The organism is Priestia sp. YIM B13551, assembly GCF_042787905.1.
In the GTDB taxonomy this organism is placed as follows: domain Bacteria; phylum Bacillota; class Bacilli; order Bacillales; family Bacillaceae_H; genus Priestia.
Genome location: NZ_JBHZOX010000003.1, coordinates 450221 through 463784, shown reverse-complemented (window position 1 = coordinate 463784; position 13564 = coordinate 450221). Strand labels below are relative to the sequence as shown.

Annotated in this window: 14 protein-coding genes; 3 read left to right on the top strand and 11 right to left on the bottom strand. The window is 38.9% G+C overall.

Annotated elements, in window-relative coordinates; translation table 11 throughout:
- Positions 1–45 precede the first annotated feature (45 nt).
- Positions 46–297: a hypothetical protein gene (locus ACFX4N_RS19355; RefSeq protein WP_141425878.1), complete on the top strand. Its 252-nt coding sequence runs from the start codon at positions 46–48 to the stop codon at positions 295–297.
- 111 nt (positions 298–408) lie between these two features.
- Here ACFX4N_RS19355 and ACFX4N_RS19350 read toward each other — a convergent pair whose 3' ends face one another.
- Together ACFX4N_RS19350 and ACFX4N_RS19345 are read right to left on the bottom strand one after the other, a co-directional pair.
- Complete coding sequence (locus ACFX4N_RS19350) at positions 409–1863, bottom strand: sodium:solute symporter family protein (RefSeq protein ID WP_013055762.1); 1455 nt, start codon at positions 1861–1863, stop codon at positions 409–411.
- Complete coding sequence (locus ACFX4N_RS19345; protein ID WP_013055761.1) at positions 1860–2060, bottom strand: DUF3311 domain-containing protein; 201 nt, start codon at positions 2058–2060, stop codon at positions 1860–1862. Before ACFX4N_RS19345 ends, ACFX4N_RS19350 begins: the two co-directional genes overlap by 4 nt.
- A gap of 201 nt (positions 2061–2261) precedes the next feature.
- Here ACFX4N_RS19345 and ACFX4N_RS19340 point away from each other — a divergent pair, with 201 nt between their 5' ends.
- Positions 2262–3224 carry a bile acid:sodium symporter family protein gene (locus ACFX4N_RS19340; protein WP_013055760.1) on the top strand — a complete coding sequence of 321 codons (963 nt, stop codon included), beginning with the start codon at positions 2262–2264 and terminating at the stop codon, positions 3222–3224.
- Positions 3225–3381: 157 nt separating this feature from the next.
- Here ACFX4N_RS19340 and gdh read toward each other — a convergent pair whose 3' ends face one another.
- Positions 3382–4167: a glucose 1-dehydrogenase gene (gene gdh, locus ACFX4N_RS19335; protein WP_013055759.1), complete on the bottom strand. Its 786-nt coding sequence runs from the start codon at positions 4165–4167 to the stop codon at positions 3382–3384.
- 62 nt (positions 4168–4229) lie between these two features.
- Entirely contained in the window at positions 4230–5081 is an 852-nt protein-coding gene (locus ACFX4N_RS19330; RefSeq protein WP_014461263.1) for a GRP family sugar transporter, read from the bottom strand.
- Positions 5082–5370: 289 nt separating this feature from the next.
- On the opposite strand from ACFX4N_RS19330, the gene ACFX4N_RS19325 reads away from it, so the two are divergent.
- Entirely contained in the window at positions 5371–5685 is a 315-nt protein-coding gene (locus tag ACFX4N_RS19325) for a winged helix-turn-helix transcriptional regulator (RefSeq protein WP_013055757.1), read from the top strand.
- A gap of 22 nt (positions 5686–5707) precedes the next feature.
- Here the strand turns inward: ACFX4N_RS19325 and ACFX4N_RS19320 are convergent, their stop codons facing one another.
- The 7 genes from ACFX4N_RS19320 to ACFX4N_RS19290 all read right to left on the bottom strand — a co-directional run bounded on the left by ACFX4N_RS19320 (position 5708) and on the right by ACFX4N_RS19290 (position 13534).
- Positions 5708–7681 carry a PAS domain S-box protein gene (locus ACFX4N_RS19320; protein ID WP_377262101.1) on the bottom strand — a complete coding sequence of 658 codons (1974 nt, stop codon included), beginning with the start codon at positions 7679–7681 and terminating at the stop codon, positions 5708–5710.
- Positions 7682–7905: 224 nt separating this feature from the next.
- Positions 7906–8679: an EAL domain-containing protein gene (locus ACFX4N_RS19315; protein ID WP_057274437.1), complete on the bottom strand. Its 774-nt coding sequence runs from the start codon at positions 8677–8679 to the stop codon at positions 7906–7908.
- A gap of 588 nt (positions 8680–9267) precedes the next feature.
- Positions 9268–9657 carry a PepSY domain-containing protein gene (locus tag ACFX4N_RS19310; protein ID WP_029324945.1) on the bottom strand — a complete coding sequence of 130 codons (390 nt, stop codon included), beginning with the start codon at positions 9655–9657 and terminating at the stop codon, positions 9268–9270.
- Positions 9658–9862: 205 nt separating this feature from the next.
- Positions 9863–10045, bottom strand: a complete 183-nt coding sequence (locus ACFX4N_RS19305) for a DUF3973 domain-containing protein (RefSeq protein ID WP_057274436.1) — start codon at positions 10043–10045, stop codon at positions 9863–9865.
- A 229-nt stretch (positions 10046–10274) separates the two neighbouring features.
- Positions 10275–11255: a UDP-glucose 4-epimerase GalE gene (gene galE, locus ACFX4N_RS19300; protein WP_057274435.1), complete on the bottom strand. Its 981-nt coding sequence runs from the start codon at positions 11253–11255 to the stop codon at positions 10275–10277.
- Between the two features lie 198 nt (positions 11256–11453).
- Positions 11454–12338, bottom strand: a complete 885-nt coding sequence (locus ACFX4N_RS19295; RefSeq protein WP_192100548.1) for a fumarylacetoacetate hydrolase family protein — start codon at positions 12336–12338, stop codon at positions 11454–11456.
- The gene (locus ACFX4N_RS19290) at positions 12335–13534 is read right to left on the bottom strand and encodes an amidase (RefSeq protein WP_192100547.1); all 1200 of its coding nucleotides are present in this window, start codon (positions 13532–13534) and stop codon (positions 12335–12337) included. Before ACFX4N_RS19290 ends, ACFX4N_RS19295 begins: the two co-directional genes overlap by 4 nt.
- Positions 13535–13564: the final 30 nt, after the last annotated feature.

Sequence of the window (13564 nt, the reverse complement as noted above, 5' to 3'; positions counted from 1 at the left end):
TTTATTTTGTAATTTTTGTTGTATAGTAGAAGTACCTTTTAAAATGTGAGGCTGTATCACAACTATTCAATTATTATTACATCACCTGATAGCTACACTAAAAAGGAAAACTATTATTTTATAGGGGGAGCTTATTTTACAATGTGGATCATTACCGTTTACTCGAAAAACCAAAGTCCGACTATGTTTGAATTTGAATCAGAGGTAGAGGCGAAAAAGACATTTCAGGAGATTAAAGGGTGTAAGATCCTATCGGAAGTTATTTACTATAACGACCGAGTTCCCGCTTTAGCGTAAATCAGTTGATGTAGGACATTTTGCAAATTATCGGTTAAAAGCCACATAAAGAGCCCAAGGATAATTATATTCCTTTGGCTCTTTGCTGTTTGATCAAAAAAACAGCGCTTCTTATGCAGAAACGCTGTTTTTCTTCGTGAGCATACTGACTGCCCACATTACTATAAAGTTGACAAGCAGCGCAATAAATCCGACGTTGATATCTTTCATTTGCTGAGGCAGTGATGGAAATAACGTACCAATAGTAGATCCGCTGATTGTAATATAGGCTACTACAATAATTCCAGCAACAATCCCCCACGCTGCTCCTTGTTTCGTTACAAAGTTATTTTTCTTCAAGCTGAAAAGCAGAGATGGAAACAGCTGTGTCATTAGACTATAGCCCATTAAAATAATTGTTGACAGCGTCGTTCCTCCGTTTAGCGTAAAGTAAACGGAAATGAGAGCCACAACCGGTACAAAACTTTTCGCTAAACGAGCAATACGCGCTTCGCTTGCTTGAGGCGCAAACGGTTTGTATATGTTTTTAGCCAGCAGCGTTGACGCACTCATTAACAGCATCGACCCCGGCACAAGCGCTGTCAGTAAACCCGCTCCTCCTATAATTCCAATAAACCAAGGATCAAAGGTTTGGATTGAGATCCGTAATAGCGCAAGATCCACGTCTCCTCCGCTTAAACCAGGAACTTTTAAAATAGCTGCAAATCCAACAAAAAATACAAAGAGCAGCATCAGCGTATAAAGAGGACTAATGATTGCATTTTTACGAAATACCTTTGCATTTTTCGCTGTATAGCTTGAACTAAACACCTGCGGCCACATATAAAAACCAAGTACTAGTAAAATAACGGTCGAAATAAACCACGTGACGCTTAATCCTTGCTCAGGAAACTTTAAAAACCCTGGCTTCGCTGTATTCACCGCTTCAAACATCGGACCGTATCCTCCGTAATAATGAAAAGGTAAATAAATGCCTAAAAATCCAATCACAGCAAGCATCATAATGTCTTTAATAACGGCCGTCCACGCAGAACCATGGATACCGGATATCATAACATACAGCGTTAAACTGATAGCTCCCATCCAAATGGCTGCCGGCATTGAAATGGCGCCGTATGATGCCTGTGATACAATAATCCCCAATCCTTTTAACTGCACAACAATAACAGGAATGACAGCAATCACTCCTACAGCAGCTACAAGCACACCAAGATAAGGGCTTTTATATTTGCTTACAAAAAAATCAGGCTGCGAAACGAGCTTATGATCTCTTGCATACTTCCAAATAACAGGAAGAAGCCAGTATGATAAGACATATGATAAGCTAATATAAATTAAGACATAAAGTGCAGGAGCTCCTTTTCCATAAGCCCATCCGCTTCCGCCTAGAAACGAAAACGTTGTATAGATTTCTCCGGCCATCAGCACAAACACTAAAACAGCCCCGAAACCGCGTCCGCCTACCGTCCACTGCTCCAAGTTCATATCCTTGCCTTTGGTTGATCGTATGCCAAGAAAAATAGCTGCCACTAAAAATAGTAAAATAATAATAAGTGCACTATTCATTCTTCTTCCCCTTCCCGATTTCTGGGATCAAGCTTGTACATAACCCCTAAAATAATGGACGTAAGCACCACCCATATCACCATCCAAAACATATTGAACGGCATACCGAGAACAAATGGAGTCACTCGATTAACAAAAGGGAGAAAACCTAATATGCCTACGAACGGAAGGACAGACAAAATATAGATAAATTTCATGACTAAACTCCTCCGACTTTCTAAAACTAACTTCTTTATATTACCACATATTCTGTGTATTCAATGAAGGAATGCTTGCATTTAAACTGAAATAATCTCCAAAAGATAAAATATTCTGTACTATTTTACAAAAATACTGTTTTCATTTTTCTGAATAAATAGTATAATTTCTTCTTATAGTTCGCAGGAGGTATCGTACAGATGAAAACAATAGAGAAAATCAGTACATTTGCAGGAAAAACGTTTACGCTTTGGGTTATTTTAATTTCCGTTATTGCCTACTCATTCCCAGAGCACTTTGTATGGATTGGAAAGTACATCGTTCCGCTCTTAGGAATTGTCATGTTTGGAATGGGATTAACGCTGTCAGCGTCTGATTTCAGTGAAGTATTTCGAAGACCGAAAGAAGTAGCACTAGGCGTGGTGGGACATTTTATCATTATGCCGCTTCTTGCATTCGGTTTGGCGATTGGCTTAGATTTACCAAAAGAAATAGCAGTGGGCGTTATTTTAGTAGGCTGCTGTCCAAGCGGCACATCATCAAACGTAATGGTCTTTTTGGCTCGAGGAAACGTTGCGCTCGCAGTTGCTATCGCTTCTGTTTCAACCATTTTAGCACCGATTGTTACACCGCTTCTTATTTTATTATTTGCAAGCAAGTGGGTCGATATTGATATCATGTCTCTTATTATTTCCATTATACAAGTTGTCATCATTCCGCTTGCTCTTGGATTTACGATCAAAAAGTTTTTTGGAAAAGCTGCAGAAGCAAGTTCCAAAGCCCTTCCCCTTGTTTCAGTAGTCGCGATTGTCTTGATTGTATCCGCCGTTGTGGCAGGAAGCCAAGCACAGCTTGCTAAAACAGGCGGTATCATTTTTGCCGTAGTTGTTCTTCACAACATTCTTGGTTTCACAATCGGCTTCTTCTTTGCCCGCTTATGCGGAATGGATCTAGCCAAACAAAAAGCAGTGGCAATGGAAGTTGGCATGCAAAACTCAGGGCTCGGCGTCACTATCGCTTCCACTCACTTTTCGCCACTAGCCGCTGTCCCAAGCGCCATCTTCAGCGTCTGGCACAACATCTCAGGCTCAGTGCTAGCCTTTATCTTTAGCAAACTAAAAGACAAAAACCAGCCTTCTTCTAACAAAAAAATGGCTGGCTAATACAATAAAACTTATAAGGGAAGTACAAAAAGCTTTTAAAAGGTTTTACCTAGGAGAATTTCACCACCCCAGAAAGGGGGGGTGAAATTCTCTTAGGTATAGAAAAAAGACATGGCAATTTTGCCATGTCTCTTTTTTCTACATCGATTAAAAACTATTAGCCTCTTCCTGCTTGGAAAGAAGGATATTTTGTCATACCGCCATCCGCAAATAATGTAATACCTGTTACATAGCTTGCTTGTGATGATGCTAAGAATGCTGCAACTGCTGCTACTTCTTCTGGTTTACCGATGTAACCCATTGGAATCATGCTTTCTACGTCTGCACGTTGTACAGGATCTGCAAATTTCTCTGCGTTAATTGGTGTGTTCATCGCACCTGGTCCAATGTTATTTACGCGGATACCTTTTGGCGCATATTCAAGAGCTAATGTTTCCGTCATTAGTTTCATACCGCCTTTACTTGCTGCGTAGTGAACAAATAATGGCCAAGGAATCATTTCGTGAACGCTAGACATGTTAATAACGTTTCCTTTAATGTCGTTTTCAACGAAATATTTAATTGCTTCACGGCTTCCTAAGAATGCACCTGTTAAGTTTGTATCAATAACTTTGTTCCAGTTGTCTAAAGATAGCTCATGAGAAGGAACTGGGTTTTCAACACCAGCGTTGTTAATCATAACGTCTAATGTACCGAATTCTTTAATAGCTGTTTGAACAAGATTTACAACGTCTTCTTCTTTTGTTACGTCGCCTTGAACGATGATTGCTTGTCCGCCTGCTTCTTCTACTTCTTTTTTCGCATCTAAAGCTTCTTCTTCATTGTTGTAATAGTTAATAACAACTTTTGCTTCTTCTTGACCGAAACGAACAGCCATAGCGCGTCCTAAACCTGTTGATCCACCTGTAATTACAACTACTTTATCTTTTAAATCTGTATACATAATAAAATCCTCCTAGTGTTTTCATTTATTCATACATACTATCATTAACTTTTACGTAAACGTTAACTTTTAGCCATTCCGAGGAATACGCCACCTAAAATGATGAGCACAATACCAATCGTAATCGAAATAAGCTGACGCTTTGTTTTCTTTTCTCCTAATAAGAAGATACCGCCAAGCGTTGAAATAACAATTCCCATTTGTGATAATGAGAAGCTTGTTGCAACCCCTACTTTAGGTTGAGAAATAAATAAGAACATATTGCCAGCTGCCCAAATCAGCCCTGGAATAATGTTGCGAATTGCGTATTTATTAAACGGTTTGTGTTTATAAGTAAGTATAAGTCCCCCAATTAACATACCAATAGCTTGTGGGAATAGCGCCGACCATCCGTCTACATTAAATAAACGAGCGACAACTACATACACTAAGTATCCAATTGTTGAAATAATAAGGGTAATAATCCCTTTTTTGAATTGTCCAGATTGCTCTGGGTTTTTTTCGCTTTCTAGTGATGTTAACACAATACCAATAACAATAAAGATAAGAGCTAACACGCCTAAAATAACGGTTGTTGTTGTTGACCACTCGTGAAATACGATAACACCAAACAATGATGTCGTCACAAGCTGCATACCAGTTGAAATTGGCATGGTTTTTGAAACACCAATATAATCAATCGTTTTCAACTGATTACTTTGCCCAACTGCCCAAAATAATCCTGAAACGATTCCGACAATAAAAATAAGCGGCGTCAACACTGGATGAACTACGAAGTAAATAACGGCTGAAAAGATCAGCGCACCAATTGTAGTCCCAAGCGTTTGACTGTAAGGACCTCCGCCCAATTTAACGTTGAACAGGACAATACTTCCCCAGAAAATCGCAGGAAGAATAGCCAAAAGGATATCCATTTGATACTAACCTTCTTTCTCAAACTCTTGATGTAATTGTAAATTTAAAGTACCTTTTATTTAACTAGGTAACTTTATGTAACCAATCTTAGACCTTTTTTCTTGATACGTCAATAATAATATGTCGATTCTGTGACTTTTTTTAAAAACTTTACAATACAGCGTTTCCAAGCTACTGAAAGTTTTGAAAATAAAAAAAGATAGCCTTTTCATTATCCAAATGCTAGTATATAATAACATTATAAGAGTTACTTTTAATATCCTATATACGATAAAGTAGGTGACATCAATGAATGAATTTGATGAGTTATGTCCAAAAGTGTGGAAAACGTTTGATATAATAGGAAAAAGATGGAACGGGTTAATTATTTATGTCCTGATGAGCGGTCCTAAACGCTTTAGTGAAATTCACAGCAGCATTCCCTCTTTAAGTAAACGAATGTTAACCGAACGAATGAAAGAGTTAGAAGAAGAAGGAATTGTGATCCGGCACGTTATTCCTGAACGTCCCGTTCGCATTGAATATATCTTAACCAAAAAAGGATCAGAGCTTGGTATGATCTTAGGGCCCGTCAGTAAGTGGGCAAAAACATGGATAAAATAAAAAAGCCTCCAGTGAGGCTTTTTTACGTTTGATAGAGGATATAATTATTTTTCCCTTCTCTTTTCCCTTTGTATAACGCATCATCTGCATTTTTTAATAATAAAGCAGCCGATTCCCCGTCCTCTGGATAAATAGATACGCCAATGGTAGTTGTTGTGCGCAAACAATAGCCCCGTACATTCCAGCTTTGCTGAAGAGATACATGAATCCGCCTAGCAATTTGTTCAATTTCCCTCCCATTTGTTACGTTTAAAATAATGATAAACTCGTCTCCGCCCAAACGATAAATGCGATCGCCTTTCCGTACACAGCTTTTTAATCTCTTCGTGTATGCTTTTAGAAATTCGTCGCCTATATGATGGCCATATTCATCGTTAATCTGTTTAAAATTATCACAGTCGAGAAACAAAAGCGCAAAAAACTCATCGCTTTTCCGCTGCCCTTTTTCAATTACTTTGTTTAACTCTTTTAACAGCATCGCCCGATTGGGAAGACCTGTTAAACTATCGTGAGTGGCTTCAAAATGAAGTTTATTTTCTAGCGCTTTTTGTTCAGTAATATCATTATGAATAGATACATAATGAGTAATATTTCCGTCTATATCTTTTAGGGGCACAATGGTTTTCGATACCCAGTATGACTGATGATGCTTCGTCCCCATTTCAAGCTGCCCTCGCCATACCTTTCCGCTTTTTATTGTTTCAAGCAGCTCATCGTGGTTATGATGAAGCCCTGCATCTCGATAATACTTCCCCAATAAATCTTCTTTTTCATAACCTGAATACTGTACATACATATCATTTACATAGGTAATAGTTCCACTTGCATTTATAATCATAACGCTAGCTGATTCATCGAGCGCATATTTTATATTTTCAAGTTCTTTCAGCGTATAAGCCAGCTGTTCTTCTGCTTCTTTTTGAGGCGTAATATCGTGTAAGATGGCATAGACGCCAACCGTTTGATTATTTACTTTAACAGGAATCGTTGTAATATACACGTGCTGGGTGGAATCTTGATTTCTGCTGAGCGTTAGCTCTGTGCTATAGCTGATTTCTTCATATACATTCCAGCGTTTGTAATTACAGGCTCCCAGTCTTTTAGCAATATCTCGGTAATTTTGATGCAGCACATCGCTTGCAGAAAGCTGCAGCGTTTCTAAGAATGCACTGTTGACATTTAAAATCGTGCCTTCCAAATTCAGCATACAAACCGCGTGGTGGTGGTTTGTAAATAGCGATTTGTACCACTGTTTGCTTTTTATGAGCTCCCATTCTAATTTTTTAATAGCTGTGATATCTCGGTAAATCACCGAATAGGCGACCAGTTGATTTTGATAGTCATAAATCGGTGAACAGCTGACAGATACACACACGCTTTCGCCGCTTTTTGTGTACCTGACTGTTTCATAAGGAGGCAGCGTCTTACCACTTTTTAATTCTTCTATTAATTTAAGGTTTTCTTTTTCCTCTTTCTTTGACACGATGTTCATCTCTTGACGGCTTTTTCCTATAACTTCTTCTTTTCTCCACTGAAATAGCTTTTCAAATGCTCCATTGACTGTTAAGACCTTCTCATCACAATCAGCAATTAGAATGGCATCTACCGTGTTTTCTAGAAACGCATCGAGTAAACGCGTGCTCTCTTCCTGCGTTTTTTTACAATGAATTTCTTGAGCCATGACAAGGACATGTGAAGGGGTTGTCGCTTGATTAAAAAGAGGGGTAAATGTTACTTCATATGCATGCCGGTCGGGCTGGAAAAGCTGTATGTATTGATATTGAATTGGTTCTTTCGTGGCAATAGCTTTTTCACAAAGTGTGTAAAAAAGCAGATTTTCTTCTTTATTGATTATCTTGTCTTCCATTTTGTCAAAGAATTGCTGAGCTGCTTTGTTACTTTCTTTATAATATAGCTGATGTTTTTCTTGCTGAATTAAAATCACAGGCTGCGGCATATTCATAAAATAAAATTGGAATACCCCTTCACTATACATACTAAATATCCTCCATCTGCCTTTGGAATTTCACTAAACGTCTTGTTTTGATATGCAATTCACTCATTACTCCAAACCAACATGTCTTCTTTATCCCTTAAAATATTTTAACAATCGCATAAAATCACATAATTTTATAAAAATTCAAGACATCTGCGTTGCATATAGGTCTAATTACTTATTCCTATATTACGATAAATTATCTATTTAGTGAAGTGTATGGTTTAAGAGTTCAGCAGCCTTTCTCGTCTGAATAAACTGCGGTACTTATTATAAGTTAAGTAGGAAGAGATCGACTGCGGCATGCCCAGCAAATAGCCCTGAGCAGCATGTAGGTTTAACGAAATCGCTGCGGCTAAATCTTTATCTCGTTCAACGCCTTCTAAAATGAGATTCGTATGCGGATAATAGTTAACAAGCAAATCAATCAGATCTTTCTTTTGCTTGCAGTCAGCTAGCCCTTCAGCATAGCTTCGATCCAGCTTCATATAGTGAGGTTCGTACATGCTCACTTGTCTCATCGCTGCAGCCCCTGCTCCAAAATCATCAATCGCAATTTTGAAACCGGCCTCTTTCAAACTCATTACTCGGGCAAAAAGAGCAGGCGATTCCCATAAAATCTTTTCATGAAGCGTTTCATTTAACTCCCATACAATGCGATGCTTGGCGTTTTTATAGGTGTTCAACAGATACGTTAAAAACAGTTGAAAATGGGGATGGAGAAGAGTAGATGGAAACACATTGATAAATACATCCTCTGATTTCAACACATCAAACGGAAAGTGCTTGATCGCTCCTTCAATTGCCATCGTATCAAGCTTGTACAAATAATTATGGCGTCTTGCCAGTGAAAACAACTCTTCAATTTGCCCTTTTGCGAAAGCCGTGCGCAGCAAAGCCTCAAAGCCCAGCGTCTCCCACGAATTCAACGCATAAATAGGCTGATATACAAACTGAAAGTCTTCATACGTCAGTTCCTTTAAAACATGAGCATCCATTCTTTCGTTTAATCACCTTTCGTTTTCAATATACTATTTCTTCCATAACCTAAACTTATAAAAATATATCCTAAAAACAGCTAGTTGTCCATTAAAAGGAAGATATTCCATTAGACAATTTAGGTATTTTGAGACTTGCCGGGGGCTTATGATAGCAACAAAGAAGTGTTTTAGAGACTTTTATGCTTTTGGATAGATAGGCTGTAAAGGATGTTTCAAAAAAGAGATTGAGACATAAGTAACTCAACCCCATCTAAAGACGAACAAATTGGATAAAGGAACTAGTATAGATTGCTTGTGACGACACCGCGGTTGATTTCCGTGCATGGCTTCGCTTTCCGCGGGCGGCCGCTGAGCCTCCTCGTCGCTTATGCTCCTGCGGGGTCTCACCTGTTCCGCTTTTCCCCCAGGAGTCTTCGCCTTGCCCTCCAATTAATAGCTAGAAGCATTTATATACATGAAATTTACGTTTACCATAACAACAAAAAAATTCGAATGATTAATTAATAATCTCTATTATTAGTGGTTTCTCCCCTAAAGAAAACCCCACTTTCAAAAAAGTGAGGTTGATTACATAATATAAGACGTTTACTGAACGGTTCGCTCTTCTTGCGCCAGCACATCAATTTCAGCGTCAATCTTCACGCTGTGGGTTTTTCCATCAAGTCCAAGAATCACAATTTCGTATTGTTTGTTAGCAAGAACAACCGATTCAATAATGCCTTTATGCTGTCTTAACGCGTATGCTTTTGCACGGCTTTTGGTTAAAGGAATCGTTTTTTCTTTCAAAATACTGCCGGTTTGGGCGTTAATTTTTACTTTATGCTCTTCTCCGTTTAACGTAAGGATGTCTACTATATAAATAGGAAGAGTGAGTATTTTACTCAGCGATATGGATTTGACAATGCCTTTATATTCTTTTAATGCGAGAAGCTTTGCTTGTTCTTTCAACAAAAGAGATCGTTTTTCAGAAATCATTTGACGCCATCCTTTCTAGTTTATAAAACGGACTGCTGTTTCAATTTCTTAACGTACCATATCCTATGTATACGTCTACTAACTAGTATAGCGGGCTTGTCTTAAATTTCTCTTAATATTACATGAAAGATAGCTGAAGAAAGCTGTTATTTACTGAAAAAACTAGACCTGATTAGATCTAGCTTCTTATTGGTGAATGTGAATTCTACACCTTTTTCGTTTCGAATCGTTCTACGGCTCTCATTTGTTTGATTGACGGGGATTTGTGTACGCACATGCCCAGATGAACTTTTTGAAGCAAATAGGGATCAATGTAAAAACCATTTTGAAAGATGTTTTCTTTTTCCTGTTCGTCATGAAATTTGGAGCATCTTACACAGTAATACATATCATAACCTCCTTGCGGACTATTTTATAAACGGGGATAGTTGTGAATGGTATATTTACCTACATCATATGGAAAAGAACAAAAGTCGTGCTTGTTTAGGGAAAATGTCCGAAAAGGAGAAGCCTTGTCCATGGGCTAAACCGCTGGCTTTTCAAAATGATTATTTAGAACATAAATCAGTTTAATCGTAACAAAAAAGCCTCTTTCAAAGAAAAAAGAGGCTTTTTTGTTACTTTGTTACTTTTGCGCTGTTTTGATGCCAGTTCCAAGCTGATGCGATGATTTTTTCTAATGAAATTTGCGCTTTCCAGCCTAATTCTGCGTGAATTTTATCAGAAGATGCAACTAGGCGTGCCGGATCTCCAGCGCGACGGTCTGCCATAACGACATTCGCTTTTTTACCCGTTACTTTTTCACACGTTTCGATCACTTCTTTTACAGAGTAGCCAAGGCCGTTTCCAAGATTGTACGTTGCTGTTTTCTTCGTGCCATCTAACAGGGCTTGAAGCGCTGAGATATGAGCATTTGCTAGGTCCGTTACGTGAATGTAGTCACGGATGCACGTTCCGTCTTCAGTATCGTAGTCTGAGCCGAATACAGAGATGTTTTCACGTTCACCAAGCAGGTGCTGAAGAATGATTGGAATTAAGTGCGTTTCAGGATCATGGCACTCGCCAATTTCTGCTGTTTCGTAAGCACCCGCTGCGTTGAAGTAACGAAGCACCACATATTCCATATCGTAAGCACTTGCAAAGTCAGCTAAAATCTGTTCAATCATTAACTTTGAACGTCCGTACGGATTAATTGGATTTGTTGCCGTATCTTCTGTAATGATATCTACAGAAGGAATCCCATATGTAGCAGCAGTAGATGAAAAAATAAACTTTTTCACATTGTGCTTCATCATCGTTTGTAAAAGGGTTAACGTCGCAGCTACGTTGTTTTGATAATATTTAAGAGGATCTGTTACTGACTCCCCTACTAAACTATTAGCAGCAAAATGCATGACAGCATCAATTTTATGATTTGTGAATACGCTTTCTAAATCTTTCTCATTACCTAGATTTCCTTCTACGAATACCGCTTTCTCATCGATTGCCCAGCGATGACCCGTTGATAGATTATCAAGTACCACAACTTCATTTGTTTTCACTAATTCTTTTACTAGGTGGCTTCCGATATAGCCTGCTCCTCCGATGACTAAAATCATACTGTCAGTCAGCTCCTTTTTATTAAGTGTCGCTACAGATATCGTACCCGTTTCTTTTCCATTTGTAAATATTTCATTTTTCAGTATATGATAACGCAAATGCTATCTTTTAATTAGTATATCTACTAATTGTGAACTGAGTGTGAAGATATTCGTTTCTACTTAAAAACCCGCGCGTGTAAGCAACGGGTTTTCTTCTTAGATTTGCTGAGGCACTTTCTTCATATCTTTTACTTTATTTTTTAATGGAAGCATCCCTTCAATCTGACATTCAATACAGTCCCCGTCTTCAATAACAGCCGGTCCCGGCGTTCCGGTGAGGATGATATCACCTGGATGCAGCGTCATGACTTTTGAGAAAAATGAAACACAGTATGCGATGTCGTAAATCATATTAGACACTTTATTTTCATGCTGTACGTTTCCGTTTAGCAATGTGCGCACTTGAAGTGATTTCACGTTTGATATACTTTCTTTTGTGATAAATTCTGAGCCTATACTGCAAAATGTATCAAAGCTTTTCGCTCGCATTAAGTAGCGATGATTCGCCGCATGAATATCAGCTGCGGTTACGTCAATTGCTGACGTATAACCAGCAATTACGTTTATGGCTTCATCTGGCTCTATATCCTTACACGTTTCGCCGATTACCACCGCTAGTTCTGCTTCAGCCGTTGTTTTGTAGGACTGCTTTGGAATACGAATGCTGTCATCTGGTCCAATAATGGCGGTCGCGGGTTTTAAAAAACTAACTGGATCAATGGCACGGTCGTAGTCTTTTAGTTTTTCTTCAGAAGCCGCATAATTAAACCCAATGCCTAATAATTTCGACGGATTACTAATGATAGGAGCTGTTTTTCTGCCCTGCAAGTGCAGTAAGGGAAAAGAGCTGTTCATACCAAATTTATTATGGGCATACCATGTTTCAAGGTGGCGAAGTTCTTTATATTGAATAAGATCCCAAATTGTTGTAGACCAGTTTGTTAAATATTTAGTATTGATATCTTCTATAAGCAGAATGCTGTCATTGTCTAAAATGGCTGCTTGTTCTTTCCCTTGCTCTATTATATTTACTAACTTCATGATACGCTCCTTACCGATGCTTGAATGATACGATCGCTGTTTTCTTTTACCCAATTTAATAATTTTTCATCTTGGTTGTATCCTGCAATAAAAGATAAACCGATTGGCAAACCGTCTAGTTCTCCTGCAGGTATCGTAACTTGAGGAAGACCGCTTAGGCCGGCAATACACGTCATTTGAAGTGTTCGCAATCTTCTGTTTTCTAACTCCAGCCCTTTTGCATCTTTTACAGGCGCTGGTCCTGGAGCTGTAGGAAGTACTAATATTCCTTCTTCCCCAAGCTGTGAGTACATAAAATAGCGAAGTTCACGACGCTTTTCTTCTATATAATTCATATTTAATAATGTAAGAGTGCTGGCCCATTGAAAGCGGCTTCCGATGTCTTCTCCAAACGTTGGATTTTCTTTTTGAATCCACTCTCCGTGCGTTTGCCAGATTTCTTTTCCTTGCAGCAGACGGAAGGTTTCCATATATGTAGAAAAACCCTGAGGAGCAATCGCTATCTCTTCTATAGTAGAGAAAGACTCCATTACGTGGTTGATAGACGGCGCAAGAGCTCGCATGCTTTGTTCATCCACAAGTTCCATCACATCTGTTGGTACATACAGCCGTGTAAATCCACTAGCACGCGACGTTGAATTCAATAAAACCGCTCCTACTTTTTGCAGAGTTTGGCCGTCTCTAGCCATTACACCAACTGTATCAAAGCTTGGAGCAAGTGGAATCAGACCGTTTGTAGAAATGCGTCCGTGAGAAGGACGATACCCAAAAATACCGCAGTAGCTTGAAGGAATTCGAACCGATCCTCCCGTATCTGTTCCAATTGCAAAATCAGTTATTCCCGCTGCCACAGCAACCGCTGATCCGCTCGAAGATCCTCCCGGAATTCGATCTGCGCTTTTTGGATTTATAGGTGTTCCGTAATGTGCATTTTCACCATTTAGTCCGTACATAAGCTCGTCGGTGTGCGTAACTCCCTTCAGTACAGCTCCTTCTTTTAAAAGAGCAGCTACTACGTCTGCATGTTCGCTTGCAGGCTGGTGCGTGGCGAGCCAATCCGGATTTCCTGCACTTGATATATGTCCTTGTACATCAAATACGTCTTTTAACGCAAAACTCAAGTTATTTAACATTCCCGTTCCCGTTGGAGGTACGTAAAGATCACTGTCTACAAATGCGTTCCACGTATCTTTCATTCAACCATCTCCTCATTTCTTATATCTGTT

What these genes read in the sequence shown, in the direction of transcription:
- ACFX4N_RS19315 (WP_057274437.1), bottom strand. Translation starts at nt 8,679, where the DNA reads ATGGATGCTCATGTTTTAAAGGAACTGACGTATGAAGACTTTCAGTTT.
- ACFX4N_RS19290 (WP_192100547.1), bottom strand. Translation starts at nt 13,534, where the DNA reads ATGAAAGATACGTGGAACGCATTTGTAGACAGTGATCTTTACGTACCT.
- ACFX4N_RS19305 (WP_057274436.1), bottom strand. Translation starts at nt 10,045, where the DNA reads ATGTATTACTGTGTAAGATGCTCCAAATTTCATGACGAACAGGAAAAA.
- gdh (WP_013055759.1), bottom strand. Translation starts at nt 4,167, where the DNA reads ATGTATACAGATTTAAAAGATAAAGTAGTTGTAATTACAGGTGGATCA.
- galE (WP_057274435.1), bottom strand. Translation starts at nt 11,255, where the DNA reads ATGATTTTAGTCATCGGAGGAGCAGGCTATATCGGAAGCCACCTAGTA.
- ACFX4N_RS19295 (WP_192100548.1), bottom strand. Translation starts at nt 12,338, where the DNA reads ATGAAGTTAGTAAATATAATAGAGCAAGGGAAAGAACAAGCAGCCATT.
- ACFX4N_RS19310 (WP_029324945.1), bottom strand. Translation starts at nt 9,657, where the DNA reads ATGATTTCTGAAAAACGATCTCTTTTGTTGAAAGAACAAGCAAAGCTT.
- ACFX4N_RS19350 (WP_013055762.1), bottom strand. Translation starts at nt 1,863, where the DNA reads ATGAATAGTGCACTTATTATTATTTTACTATTTTTAGTGGCAGCTATT.
- ACFX4N_RS19345 (WP_013055761.1), bottom strand. Translation starts at nt 2,060, where the DNA reads ATGAAATTTATCTATATTTTGTCTGTCCTTCCGTTCGTAGGCATATTA.
- ACFX4N_RS19325 (WP_013055757.1), top strand. Translation starts at nt 5,371, where the DNA reads ATGAATGAATTTGATGAGTTATGTCCAAAAGTGTGGAAAACGTTTGAT.
- ACFX4N_RS19320 (WP_377262101.1), bottom strand. Translation starts at nt 7,681, where the DNA reads ATGTATAGTGAAGGGGTATTCCAATTTTATTTTATGAATATGCCGCAG.
- ACFX4N_RS19340 (WP_013055760.1), top strand. Translation starts at nt 2,262, where the DNA reads ATGAAAACAATAGAGAAAATCAGTACATTTGCAGGAAAAACGTTTACG.
- ACFX4N_RS19330 (WP_014461263.1), bottom strand. Translation starts at nt 5,081, where the DNA reads ATGGATATCCTTTTGGCTATTCTTCCTGCGATTTTCTGGGGAAGTATT.